Origin of the sequence: Celeribacter sp. SCSIO 80788 (assembly GCF_051054295.1) — a bacterium.
In the GTDB taxonomy this organism is placed as follows: Bacteria; Pseudomonadota; Alphaproteobacteria; order Rhodobacterales; family Rhodobacteraceae; genus Celeribacter.
In genome coordinates, this window is record NZ_CP150482.1 from 1,463,604 (window position 1) to 1,476,238 (window position 12,635).

The 12,635-nt window shown below is 61.3% G+C and carries 14 protein-coding genes; 13 read left to right on the forward strand and 1 reads right to left on the reverse strand.

What is annotated here, in order from left to right; all coding sequences use genetic code 11:
* The first annotated feature begins 155 nt into the window (after positions 1-155).
* From V1471_RS07385 to V1471_RS07445, 13 genes are read left to right on the forward strand one after another with little or no spacing between them, the layout of a single operon-like run.
* The gene (locus tag V1471_RS07385) at positions 156-692 is read left to right on the forward strand and encodes a Na+/H+ antiporter subunit E (protein ID WP_434287703.1); all 537 of its coding nucleotides are present in this window, start codon (positions 156-158) and stop codon (positions 690-692) included.
* Positions 685-948, forward strand: a complete 264-nt coding sequence (locus tag V1471_RS07390; RefSeq protein ID WP_434287704.1) for a monovalent cation/H+ antiporter complex subunit F — start codon at positions 685-687, stop codon at positions 946-948. Before V1471_RS07385 ends, V1471_RS07390 begins: the two co-directional genes overlap by 8 nt.
* A complete protein-coding gene (gene mnhG, locus V1471_RS07395; RefSeq protein WP_434287705.1) occupies positions 945-1,283 on the forward strand; it encodes a monovalent cation/H(+) antiporter subunit G in 339 nt (112 codons plus the stop codon). The genes V1471_RS07390 and mnhG overlap by 4 nt, the downstream gene beginning before the upstream one ends.
* On the forward strand, positions 1,280-1,531 hold the full coding sequence (locus V1471_RS07400) for a hydrogenase subunit MbhD domain-containing protein (protein WP_434287706.1): 252 nt from the start codon (positions 1,280-1,282) through the stop codon (positions 1,529-1,531). Before mnhG ends, V1471_RS07400 begins: the two co-directional genes overlap by 4 nt.
* Positions 1,528-2,244, forward strand: a complete 717-nt coding sequence (mbhE, locus tag V1471_RS07405) for a hydrogen gas-evolving membrane-bound hydrogenase subunit E (RefSeq protein WP_434287707.1) — start codon at positions 1,528-1,530, stop codon at positions 2,242-2,244. The genes V1471_RS07400 and mbhE overlap by 4 nt, the downstream gene beginning before the upstream one ends.
* The gene (locus V1471_RS07410; RefSeq protein ID WP_434287708.1) at positions 2,241-2,600 is read left to right on the forward strand and encodes a sodium:proton antiporter; all 360 of its coding nucleotides are present in this window, start codon (positions 2,241-2,243) and stop codon (positions 2,598-2,600) included. The genes mbhE and V1471_RS07410 overlap by 4 nt, the downstream gene beginning before the upstream one ends.
* Positions 2,594-5,719, forward strand: a complete 3,126-nt coding sequence (locus tag V1471_RS07415; protein ID WP_434287709.1) for a proton-conducting transporter transmembrane domain-containing protein — start codon at positions 2,594-2,596, stop codon at positions 5,717-5,719. The genes V1471_RS07410 and V1471_RS07415 overlap by 7 nt, the downstream gene beginning before the upstream one ends.
* The gene (locus V1471_RS07420) at positions 5,716-6,633 is read left to right on the forward strand and encodes a respiratory chain complex I subunit 1 family protein (protein ID WP_434287710.1); all 918 of its coding nucleotides are present in this window, start codon (positions 5,716-5,718) and stop codon (positions 6,631-6,633) included. Before V1471_RS07415 ends, V1471_RS07420 begins: the two co-directional genes overlap by 4 nt.
* A 4-nt stretch (positions 6,634-6,637) precedes the next feature.
* Entirely contained in the window at positions 6,638-7,327 is a 690-nt protein-coding gene (locus tag V1471_RS07425; RefSeq protein WP_434287711.1) for an NADH-quinone oxidoreductase subunit B, read from the forward strand.
* Positions 7,328-7,332: 5 nt separating this feature from the next.
* The gene (locus tag V1471_RS07430; protein ID WP_434287712.1) at positions 7,333-7,887 is read left to right on the forward strand and encodes an NADH-quinone oxidoreductase subunit C; all 555 of its coding nucleotides are present in this window, start codon (positions 7,333-7,335) and stop codon (positions 7,885-7,887) included.
* On the forward strand, positions 7,887-9,065 hold the full coding sequence (locus V1471_RS07435; protein WP_434287713.1) for an NADH-quinone oxidoreductase subunit D: 1,179 nt from the start codon (positions 7,887-7,889) through the stop codon (positions 9,063-9,065). The genes V1471_RS07430 and V1471_RS07435 overlap by 1 nt, the downstream gene beginning before the upstream one ends.
* A 6-nt stretch (positions 9,066-9,071) precedes the next feature.
* Entirely contained in the window at positions 9,072-10,880 is a 1,809-nt protein-coding gene (locus V1471_RS07440) for an FAD-dependent oxidoreductase (protein WP_434287714.1), read from the forward strand.
* Positions 10,877-11,371, forward strand: a complete 495-nt coding sequence (locus V1471_RS07445) for a ferritin family protein (protein ID WP_434287715.1) — start codon at positions 10,877-10,879, stop codon at positions 11,369-11,371. Before V1471_RS07440 ends, V1471_RS07445 begins: the two co-directional genes overlap by 4 nt.
* 18 nt (positions 11,372-11,389) lie before the next feature.
* Here V1471_RS07445 and V1471_RS07450 read toward each other — a convergent pair whose 3' ends face one another.
* Complete coding sequence (locus V1471_RS07450; protein ID WP_434287716.1) at positions 11,390-12,616, reverse strand: NAD(P)/FAD-dependent oxidoreductase; 1,227 nt, start codon at positions 12,614-12,616, stop codon at positions 11,390-11,392.
* Positions 12,617-12,635 lie beyond the last annotated feature (19 nt).

Genomic DNA, 12,635 nt, shown 5'->3' on the forward strand with positions numbered 1-12,635 from the left:
AACCCCTTTGAATATGTGGTCTAACCGCCGCAGGACAGCGCGAACACTCCTCCCACGTCATGGTCTGTCTGCAACACGCCATGTTTTCGGATCGCACCGGTCGCAGCCCCGCGACACCGGGTGGAGAAGGTTTGCCCCATTCGGAGGCCGCTTTCATGAGCGACACGGACATTTCCCTACCGGGCCCGACCACCCCGCCGCTCAGACGGCTGGCGACACGGCTTTTCGCGACGCTTCTGCTGTTCTGGCTGATGCTGAACGGCTCCCTCTCCCCCGCGACCCTTGTCACTGGCGTGATCGTCGCGGGGGTCATCGCAATCTTCTTCGCCCGCGATCTGTCCTTTCTCTCCGGCTTCAACCTGACGCCCGCCGGGATCGGCGCGGCGGTTCTGTTCATCGGCACTTTCCTCAAGGAACTGGTGAAGGCCAATCTGACACTTGCCCGGCTGGTCCTCACCCCGTCGCTCCCCATCGCCCCCGCCATCGTGAAGGTTCGCACCAGGCTCACCGATCCGGTCGGACGGCTTTTGCTCGCCAATGCGATCACGCTGACGCCGGGCACGCTGACCTGCGAGATCGAGGACGATCACCTTTACGTCCATTGGGTCGTCGCGAAAGACACCGATGTTGACGCCGCCACGGTAGAAATTGTCTCGAGTTTCGAACGTTATCTGGAGAAAATGTATGGCTGACATCCTCCTGACACTGGCGGCCTTCGTCGCTGCCGTGGCCTTTTGTCTCGCCGCATGGCGGTTCGTCAAAGGCCCCCGTGCCACCGACCGGGTCGTCGCCTTTGACGCGCTCACCATCATTTCCGTCACCGGCATCGTTTTGGCGGCGCTGATCACGGGCCGGTCGATCTATCTCGATGTGGCGCTGGTCTATGCGCTCCTGTCCTTCCTCGGCGTCATTATCGCCGCCCGCTATCTGGAAGGAGGCGAAGAATGATCCTCTCCGGCTTTCTCGACACATTGGGCGCGCTGGTTTTCTTGGGCGGCACCCTGTTTCTGGCCCTGGGCGGTCTGGGCCTCGTCCGCATGCCCGATGTCTACAACCGCATTCAGGCCGGCACCAAAGCGACCACTCTGGGCACGCTTCTGGTGCTTCTGGGCGCGGCGCTCATCGCCCCCGCGTGGTCCGTCAAGCTTCTGCTGATCATGTTGTTTCTCATGTTCACCAACCCGCTGAGCTCGCAGGTTCTGGCCCGCGCCGCGCATCGCGCCGGTGTCGCGCCCGTGGCCTCCAAAGACGCGCTCGCGGACGATGCGGAGGATCTGGCATGACGCTTCTGACCTTCATAGCTGCCCTTCTGGCCGTCGCCAGCCTCGGCGCGGCCGTCATCGCGCTTTTCACCCGTTCGACCGTGGTTGCCGTGCTCGCCGCAGGCCTCGTGTCGCTCTTTGCCTCGGTGATCTTCCTGCTTCTCGCGGCCCCCGATGTGGCCATGACAGAGGCCGCCATCGGCTCGGGCCTGACCACCTTCCTCTTCTTCTTCGTTCTGGGGCGCATCCGCCGGGAGGGCGCGAAATGACCGGTTTCACCACAAGAAAAGCCATCCCGCTTGTGCTTTTGCTCCTCTTGGGCACCGTGTTTTACACGCTCTTCGCAGGCTATACGCCGGACGAAAGCCTCAACCGCACCGCCAGCTATTACGCCACCCAAACCGTCGCCGCGACCGGAGCGCAGAACGTGGTGACGGCGATCATCGTCACCTATCGCGGGCTCGATACGCTGGGCGAGGTCACGGTTCTGTTCCTGACCGCCGCCATCGTCGGGCTTGTTCTGGCGCATTCGAAAGCGCCGAAAGGCCGCTCCGGTTCCGGTTTTCTGCCCTCTGGCGAATTGCTCATGACCGGCACGCGGATGCTTGTGCCCGTCATCCTGCTGTTTGGCGCTTACGTCTTCCTCAACGGCCATCTGACCCCCGGCGGCGGCTTTCAGGGCGGCGCGATCGTGGCCTCGGCCATGCTTTTGATGCTTTTGTCCGACCCGGCCCAGCGTTTCTCGCACCGGCTGATCTCCCGGATCGAAAGCTCCGCGGGCCTCACCTATGTGATCATCGGCCTTCTCGGCATGCTCTTCGCCGGAGGCTTTCTCGACAACCGCATCCTGCCTTTGGGCAGCTTCGGTTCGATCCTTTCGGCCGGGGCCATCCCGCTGATCTATGCCCTGATCGGGCTGAAAGTGGGGGCGGAGTTTTCCTCCATCCTGACCTCGCTCATCGACACGGAGGACGCGCAATGAGCCTCGTTCAACTCTCCCTTGCGACCGGATTTTTACTCATTCTTCTCGGGCTTTACGGCGCTTTGACGAACCGCGACATCCTCCGCATGATCGTCAGCTTCACCATCGCCGACACCGGCGTCAACGTGGTGCTGGTGGCCGTCGGCTACCTGCCCGGACGCGAGGCCCCGATCCTCGACACCATCCCCGTCCCGGAGGCCGCAGGCCGCATCACCGACCCGGTCCCGCAGGCCTTGGTCCTCACCGCCATCGTCATCGGCCTCGGCGTCACCGCCCTGATGCTCGCCTATGCCTACCGGCTGTTCCGCGCCCGCGGCAGCCTCGACATCTCTGAGTTTACGGAGCTGAAATGGTAAGCCCTCTTCTGATCCTCGCGGCTGGCCTAGGCGCGGCCTTCCTCCTCGGGCTTCTGCGCAACACCTCTGAGCGCATGGCCTTTCACATCACCGTGGCCGCCCTTGGCTTCATGAGCTTCGTGGCCCTGTCCTGGACCGTCTCTCTGGCACTCGGACAGGCGCAACCCGTTGACATCTATACCGCAGGCGCTCGCCCGCCCTTTGCGATCAATCTGCGCATGGGCCTGCCGGAGGCAACCCTTGCCTCCGTTGTTGCCCTCACCGGGCTTCTGTCTGCCGTCTTCATGCGTCGCGATCTGATGCGGCTCGGGCGGCAGTCCATGGCGGTGCTGCTGGTGCTGATCATGGCGCTCTCGGGTCTGATCATGACGCGCGATCTGTTCAACCTTTTCGTCTTCATCGAGCTGATCGTCATCGCCTCCGCCGGGCTGGTTTTGCTGTCGCAGGACACCCGCGCGCTGGGGGCCGGGTTCAAATATCTGATCGTGTCGCAGGTCATCTCGATCCTGCTGCTCGTCGGCGTGATCTTTACCTATCATGCCAATGGATCGCTCAACATCGACGACATCGCCGCCACACCGATGGGCTTCACCGGGGCTTCGCTGGCGATGTTCCTCGTTCTGATCGCGCTGGTCCTCGAACTCAAACCCTTCCCCGCCAATGGCTGGGCCCTGGACATCTACGAATCCGCCCATCCCGGTTTCTCCGCGCTGTTCTCCGCCGCCTCCGGCACGGCCACGCTCTTTGCCGTTTTGAAACTTTTCGAAGCCGCCGGTCCCGATTGGGCGCCGCTTGCAACCGGCATCGGTCTTGTGACCTTCGTCGGCGCGAATGTCCTTGCGCTGGCTCAGGATCACGACCGCCGCCTTCTGGGCTATTCCTCCGTCGGCCAGATCGGGCTTGTGCTCATGGTCCTGGGCTATGGTTCTGACTGGGGCGTGGGGCTTTATTATGTCGCGGGCGGGCTGTTGATCTCGCATGCGATTGCCAAGGCCGGGCTGTTTTGGCTGTCGGGGCTGGTCAAAGCGCGACATCTCTCCGATTGGGCGGCGCTGCGGCAGAACCCGGTTCTGGTCGTGGCCTTCGCCACCTTCGTCGCCATGCTCGCGGGCCTGCCGCCCTTCCCGGCTTTCTACGCCAAATGGACGCTTGTGCATGCCATGGCGGATTATGCCGATTACCCGCTGATCGGGATTTTCCTGATCGCCGCGCTGATCGAGGCCGCCGTGTTGTTTCGCTGGTTCGGCATGGCGATCAAACGCGATGCCATCCGCCCGCTCGCCTATAATCTCAGCCATGAGACGGTCGTTCTGATCGCGATGACGGCGGGTTGGGGTTTGAGCTTTGTCTGGGGCGGGATTTCCGGGCTCGACAATCTCGTGACCCTTGTGCCCCTCCTCTTTGCACTTCTGTTCCTGCCGCTCGACATCCTTCCGGCCAAGGTGAAAAACGTCCTCGCCATCGCCGGTCTGGTGATCTGGTTCTTTCTCTCGAAAGACGGGTTGGACCCGCTGCGGCTCATTTTCCTGACGATCATGGTTCTGGGCGGCGCGCTTTTGTTGCTCGCGTCCTTCCATGCCAAAGGCCGCCGCATGGGGTTTTATACCCCGGCGATGCTGATGTTTGCCGGCATGGCGCTTTTGGTGACGGCTCAGTCGAGTTTCCAGTTCTTCGCGGCGTGGGAATTCCTCACCGTCGGCTCCTATTTCCTGATCCTGCGCGGGGCTGACAGCGAACCCCATGCGCTCTCCTACATCACCTTCTCCTTGGGCGGCGCCTTTGCCCTGCTTGCGAGCTTTGCCGTCGCCGCCGAAGGCCAGTTCGTGATCCCGATTGCGGCCCTTTCCGAGGTCGCCCCCGAGATCGCGCCCTATGTGTTTGTCCTGCTAGCGATCGGGTTCCTGACGAAAACCGCCACCATGGGGCTGCACATCTGGCTGCCGGGCGCCCATGCCGAGGCCGAAACCGACGTCTCGCCGATGGTTTCCGGCATCTTGCTCAAGGCCGGTCTCTTCGGGCTTTTCATTCTCCTGATGGAAATGGGCCACCAACGGCTTTACGGCATCGACCTGACCGTCGTGCTCGTCTGGCTCGGCGCGATCTCCGCCTTCATCGGCGCGGTTCTGGCGGCCTTTCAGGAAGACGCCAAACGGCTTCTGGCCTATAGCTCGATCTCCCAGATGGGCTATGCGGTCTTTGGTCTGGCGCTGATGAACCATCTTGGCTGGCTCTTGGCGATGATGTTCGCGATCAACCATTTCGTCTATAAGAGCATGCTGTTCCTCGCCGTCGGCGGCGTGAAAGAACGCACCCACACCAAGCTCATGTACAAAATGGGCGGTCTGATCACGCTCATGCCCTATAGCTTTGTCTCCGTGCTTGTCGGCATCATCGCCATGTCCGGCGTGCCGCCGCTGTCGGGCTTTGGCGGGCGCTGGCTGTTCTACAATGCGATCATGACCACCGACCTGCGCTTGCCGATGATCCTGATCTTCATGGCGGGTCCCGTGGGCTTTCTCTATCTCTTCCGTCTGATCCACACGATTTTCCTCGGCCAGCCGAAGGACGAGCTGCGCACCGTAAAAGAGGCGCCGTTCTGGATCCTCCTGCCGCAGATGATTTTCGTGGCCTTCCTGATCGCATTCGCCGCCCTGCCCGGCATGATCCTCCAGCGCGTCGATGGCTATATCGGCACGCTCTTCGGCGACCGGCCCTTGGTCTGGACGGGGCGGATCATCGACAGCCAATTCGGCACATGGAACCCGGTGGCGATTTGGGGCGTGATCATCGTGGTGTTCTTCTCCTTTCTGGGCCTGTTGATCTGGATGAACCACAACGCCCAGCGCGTAGGTCAGTTCAACATCGTCTTCTCGGCAGAGCGCCCGTTCCGGCCGGAAACCACGCATTTCGCCTGGAACTTCTTCGCGCCTTACCGCAAGGCCATGGGGTTCTTGGAAGCGCCGGTCTCGACAAGTTTCTGGACGGGGGTTTCGAACGCGCTCCATGGCACCGCCGAATTCAGCCGTAAATTCTATACAGGCAACGGCCAAACCTATGCGGTGCAGCTTCTCCTGTTCGTCATCGCCGTCTACCTGATCAGCATGGGAGCCTCGTCATGATCGACTTCCCGAATTTCCAATGGGTTCAGATCGCCTATGCGCTTTTGACGCTCTTCATCGTGATCAACTACGGCATGGTGATGACCGCCGTGGTGCGCAAAATCGGCGCGCGGGTCGGCGGGCGCTATGGCATCCCGGTCTGGCAGAACTATGTCGATTTGCTCAAGAACATCGCGCTCCGGTCCAAGATCTCCCATGGCGTGATGTATTACCTCGGGCCGGTCTTTCGCTTTACCGGCGGCATCGGGCTTTTGCTCTTCGTGCCGACGATCTACGGCTCCGAATGGCATCAGAATTTCTCCTATGCGGGCGATCTGATCCTTGCGCTCTATTTCGTGTTCTTCGGCACTCTGGGCATGGCTTTGGGCGCGGGCGAAAGCGGCCATCCGCATTCGGCCATCGGCGTCTCGCGGGGCCTCGCACAAGTCACCATGGCCGAACTGCCACTGGCCTTGGGCGTCTATGCGCTCTCGCTGCAATATCAGACCCTCGACATCACCCAAATCGTGGCCGCCCAACAGGGCTCCATCTTCAACTGGACGCTATTCACCAACCCAATTGCCACGGTCGCCGCGATGATCGCCTTTGTCGGCACGATGATGCGTTCGCCCTTTGATGTCGCGATGGCGCCGCAGGAAATCCCCATCGGCCCGCCGACCGAATATCATTCCTCCTATCTGGCCCTGATGCAGACCAACCGCGCGCTCTTTCCGGTCGCCAAGGCGGTCATTTACATGAACCTGTTCTTCGGCGGGGCCACAAGCTGGGCCGAGTTCGCGATCAAGGTGTTCTGCCTCTACATGGTCTCGGTCGTGATCGGCGTCGTTCACCCGCGGTTCAGGGTCGAACAGAGCATCCGTTTCTTCCTCAAATGGGGGCTGCCCATCGGCGTCCTCGCCATTCTGGTGGTGTAAACACATGAAAGACGTAGACGACAAGTTCCGCAAGAACACCGACCCCGTCCCGATGCGCGAGGAGTTGAAACCCCGCACGGTCACCACCCCCGACGGTCAGACCATCGAGATCGAACCTTTGCGCGATTACTTCTGTGACGCGCGACCGAAAGTGCATCCGAAAGCCTATTCGAAAATCGTTGAGGATTTCTACAACTGGGCGCGGTCCAATTCGCTCTGGATTCTGGGCTTTGGCACCGGCTGCGGCGCGATTGAAATGCGCCCGCTGATGACGCCGCGCTTCGATGCCTATCGCTATGGCATTCAATGGCGGCCCACACCGCGTCAAGCCAACCTTCTGGTGATCTCCGGCTATCTCTCAGTCAAAACCCTCAAACGCGCGATCCGCGCCTATGAGCAGATGCCGCAGCCGAAATACGTCATGGGGCTTGGCTCCTGCACGATCAACGGCGGCATGTATTGGGACAGCTACAACACGATCAAACGGCTCGACGATTACCTGCCTGTCGACATGTATGTCGCGGGCTGCATGCCCCGGCCGGAGGCTTTGCTGCATGGGTTCATGGAATTGAAAAAACGCATCCGCTCCGGCAAGGCCGAGGGCGCGAATGACTATGCCGAGAACTTCGATCGCTACAAGGCCAACCAAAAGGCCGTGATCAAGGACTGGGACATGCCGGATTACAATTGGTGAGCACGATGAGAGATATTCTATACCGCCTCAAAGATCGCTACCATTTCGGAACGCCGACGTTCCAGCGCGACGATCTGTGTTTCGTGACCGTGAAACGCGATGAGCTGCGTGCCATTCTCACGGAACTGCGCGATGTCGAGGGCTTCACCCATCTGACGCTTCTGACCGCCGTCGACTGGCTGGAAGAGCGGCTGTTTCAGCTCACCTATCTGATCAACAACCGCGAAGCCAATCTGACGCTGGGCCTTCGGGTCATGTTGGAACGCGAGGACGAGCCGGGCGCCACCACGGGCGACACGATCCACGATCTCTGGCCGACGGCGGCCACCTATCAGCGTGAGTTGAACGAGATGTTCGGCATCGACTTCCCCGGCTCGCCGCGCGTCGACGAAGAATTCATCCTGGAGGGCTGGACCGATCTGCCCCCCTACCGGCGCGATTTCGACAGTCTCGCCTATAGCCAGCAGACCTATAACGACCTGCCCGGCCGCAAGACCCATGATCCGCGCGATCACATGAAGAAAGCGCTTTACCCGACTTATCTGAAGGAGGCCGAGTGATGTTTTCCTTCCAACCCGACCGCTCGCAATATCCCCAGCCCGGCCCGGACGGCAAGCTGGAGATCGATCTTGAGACCGGCAAATATCTCAAGCTCTGGCACGGGCCGAACCACCCGGGCATCACCGGCAATATGTCGGTCGAACTCACCGTCTGCGGCGATGAGGTCGTGGAGGGCAAAACCCATGTCGGCTATCTGCACCGGGGTTTTGAAAAACTGATGGAACGGCGGACCTTCATTCAGGTCTTCCCCATCGTCTGCCGCGTCTGTGTACCGGAGCCGGATTTCAACGAATATTGCTATGCCGCCGCCGTCGAAGAACTGGCGGGCATCGAAGTGCCGGAGCTGGCCAACTGGAGCCGCACGCTCATCCTCGAAATGGGCCGCTTCAACAGCTACATGATGGCCATGGGCGGCATTTCCGGCGCGCTGGGTCTTGGCGTTGTCGGGCAATGGCTGACCTATGTGCGCGACCTGATGCTGGATCGGTTCGAGGAACTCACCGGCGCGCGGGTCTATCACATGTTCATCCTGCCGGGCGGCGTGCGCGGGCATCTGCCCGAGGGCTTTGAGGCCCGGATGGAAGAGGTGCTTCAGATCGCCGAGAAATACCTCGCGGATTCCGAGAAGCTTATGTTCCACAGCTCCGTGTTCAAAACCCGGACACAGGGCGTCGGCGTGATCGACCCGGCTCTGTTCGAGCGCTACGGCGTCACCGGCCCCAACGCCCGCGCTGGCGGCATCGCGAAAGACGTGCGCAAAGACAGTCCTTACCTTGTCTATGATCAGCTCGATTTCACCGTCCACACGGAGACGAAATCCGACATCTACGCCCGCACCATGGTGCGCTATAGAGACCTGCATGAAAGCATTCGCCTCATCCGGCAAATCCTTGAAAAAATGCCCAAAACCGGCCCGGTAATGAGCAAGCTGCCGAATGTGCTGCATTGGAAAATCCCGCGCGGCGAGACCTATATCAAGGGCGAAAGCTCGCGTGGCGAATTCGGCTATTATCTGGTGACCGACGGCTCCGGCTATCCGCGCCGGATCAATGTCCGGGGCCCGAGCTACACCCATGCCATGGCGCTTTTGGAGCACCTGATCCCCGGCACCAATATTTCCGACGTCGCGGCCCTCATGGTGTCGTTGCACACCTATCCGCCCGAGATCGAGAGGTAACCCGACATGTCATTGCGTGACGCACTCTCCCCCTTCACCGCGTGGAAACACGTGATCGGCGACCCGGTCACCATCAAGGACCCGTTCACCCGCGAAGCCGCCGACCGCTACCGGGGCTTTCACCAGAACGACATGGACAGCTGCATCGGATGCGGCTCCTGCGAGGCGATCTGTCAGAACGCCGCCATCGACATGGTGCCGGTCTCCGACCCCAAAAACGGCGACAGCGGACTGAGACCGATGATCGACTATGGCCGCTGTTGCTGGTGCGCGCTCTGCGTCGATGTCTGCATGACTGGCTCGCTCACCATGTCGAACGCATACACATGGGTGGACAGCGACCCGAACGCCTTCCGATTCATCCCCGGGGTCGACAAGACATCCTGGGACGATGCGGAAAAAGGCTATCACCGCGAAGACAATATCCGCCATCTGACGGGAGTCGAGCGCATCGACATGCCGACCATGGAGCCCGAAGTGCGGATCGACAGCTTCGCCGAGATGATCCACGGTTACGAGCGCGCCGAGGCCATGGCCGAAGCCGACCGCTGCGTCGAATGCGGGCTCTGCGTCTCCACCTGCCCGGCCCATATGGACATCCCCAATTACATCGCCGCCGTGCGCGACGGGGATTACGACCGGGGCGTGGAACTTCTCTATGAAACCAACCCGTTCTCGGAGGTTTGTGGCCGCGTTTGTACCCATAAATGCGAGGAAACCTGCGCCGCGGTGCATGAGGGTGATCCGATCGCCATCCGCTGGCTCAAACGCCATATCATCGACGAGGTGCCGCTGGAGCACCGGCTTGAGCTGATCAAGAAACCCGATGTGCCGGAAAGCGGTCAATCGGTGGCGGTGATCGGTGCGGGGCCCGGTGGTCTGACCGCCGCTTACGATCTGGCACGTTCCGGGCATAAGGTCGTGGTCTTCGAGGCGCTCGATGAACCCGGCGGCATGATGCGTCACGGCATCCCGGAATACCGCCTGCCCTATGATGCGTTGGACCGCGACATTGCGGTCATCCGTGAAATGGGCGTCGAAATCCGCACGCATACCCGCGTCGGCACCGACATCTCGATGGACGATCTCAAACGCGATTACGATGCGGTGGTCATGGCCATCGGTCTGCAATCCAGCCGTTCAACCCGCATTCCGGGCTGTGACGCGCCGGGGGCGGAAAACGCCATCGACCTGTTGCGCCGTGTGACCGAGGGCAAGGAAATCCCTGTCCCCGAACAAGCCGTGATCATCGGCGCCGGGAACGTGGCGATGGACATCGCCCGCACCATGGCACGGTTGCAGAAACAGAAATACGGTCAGGTCGGCACCACGGTCTGTGCCCGCAAAGACATCTCCATGTTCCGCGCCGATCCCGAAGAGATCGAAGAAGCGCTGGAAGAAGGCGTCGAGATTATCGAACTGCGCGCGCCGCAGGAGATGACCCTGCATGAGGATGGCGAGAATGCCGGTTGTGTCAACGGCTTGCGGACATGGCGCGTGGTGCCCGGCTGGGACGAAAAAGGCCGGTTCGATCCGAGCTATGAGCAGGACAATGTCATCCTCCCTGCGGGCATGGTCGTCGAGGCCACGGGCCAGCAGGCCGATGTCTCGCTTCTGGGCGAGGCGCTGACCGAAGCGCTGGAATGGAACCGCGGTTCTCTGAAAACCGATGCAGCGGGCCGCACGTCGGAGCCGTGGCTCTGGGCCGGGGGCGATGCGGTCAACGGGCAGGACGTGATCAACGCGGTGGCCGACGGGCACCGGATCGCCGCCAGCATTAACCTTTATTTGCAAGCCGGGAGGACCGTGCAATGAGTGAAGCCAACAAGGAAAAGCTGCGCGACGTGACCACCGTGCGCGAGATCATGACCACGGCCACGCAATTCGAGATCGTGGCACGCGATTTCTACACCGCGCTCGCCCCGAAAGTGTCGAAAAATTTCCGCTGGCTGGTTGAGGAACTGGCCGAGGAGGAACAGGGCCACGTCGATCTCTTCACCAAGCTCGCCAACGATCCGCAAGTCTCGGAGGTGATGTCGCAAAAGATCGACCGTCCGAGTGCCGACACCAAATTCTCCGATTGCGTGCACACCCCCGATCTGGGCGAAGCGCCGGACGATCAGGCTGTGTTGCAATATGCGCTCTGGCGCGAGAATGCGGCGATGGAGCAATATACCGAACTGGCCGAAACCGCGCCCGACGGTCCGCTGAAAGACGCGTTTGTCTTTCTCGCCAAGGAGGAAGCAGAACACAAAGCCGAGCTAGAAAAGATCTACGACGATCTGGTGCATTCGGGCGAGGTTTGACCCCGCCCGGCTCTTCAGTCAGGCGGTTGCCACGCTCATCACCGGCACGGATTTCAGAGGCACGCCGGTGTCCGCCAAGGCGGCTTTCTCCGGCGATTGTCCGGCCTCGATCCAGCGCTTGCCCTGCATATAGGCGCGCGGGTCGTTCATCGCATCGACCGCGAGCAGTTCCGCCCCTTTGAAATACCAATGACTTTGCGTCCCCGGTTTGTCGCCGGGGCGCACCACCACATCGTCAAAGCCCGTATTCAACCCGGCGATTTGCAGTTTGACGTCATATTGATCCGACCAGAACCACGGTTTCGCCACATAGGGCGCACCTTGGCCCAGCATGCTGGCCGCCGTCGCCTCCGCCTGTTCGATGGCGTGCGGCACGCTCTCCAACCGGATGCGCGCGCTCTTCCACGGGAAGGAGGCGCAATCGCCCGCCGCAAAAATCTTGGGGTGCGAGGTTCGGCCAAACTCGTCCACTTTGATGCCGTTGTCGATCTCGACCCCCGTCCTCTCCGCCAGCGCCGTTCCGGGCCGCACGCCGATGCCGCAGATCACGAAATCGACGTCCAAGGCTGTGCCGTCGGACAGGGTCGCAGAGAAGCTCGCGGCGCTTTTGCTCAGTCCCTGAAGGCCACAGCCCTCCCGAATATCCACACCGTGCGATCCGTGCATGGTTTTGATCCAGTCAGCGGTCTCTTCCGAGGCCACCCGCGCCAGAATGCGCGGCGCCATTTCGACCAGCGTGACCTGAAGACCTTTGAGCGCTGCCACCGCCGCCGCCTCAAGCCCGATATAGCCGCCGCCCACAATCAACACGCGCCGACCGGGGGTAAATTCATGCGCCATCGCATCCGCATCCGCGAGCGAGCGCATGGTGTAAACCCCATCCCCGCCGCCCATGGCAGGTGGCAGACAAATCGGATCGGCCCCGGTGGTCAGCGCGATCTGATCGACCGGCATTTCGGTCCCGTCCGCAAGCGTGATCACCATCGCCTCAGGATCAATGCCCGTCACCCGCGTGCCGGTCACAAGCTCAATCCTCTGCTCTTCGTAAAAACTCTCAGGCCGCAGGAAAAGACGATCCAATTCCATCTCGCCGGACATATATTTCTTGGACAAGGGCGGGCGTTGATAGGGCGGCACAGGTTCCGCGCCGATGAGTGTCAATTGCCCCTCGTAGCCCAAAGCGCGCAGTTTGGCGGCCAGCGCAGACCCGGCCTGCCCCGCACCGATCACGGCGATATGCGTCATAGTGTTTCCTCAGATAGAA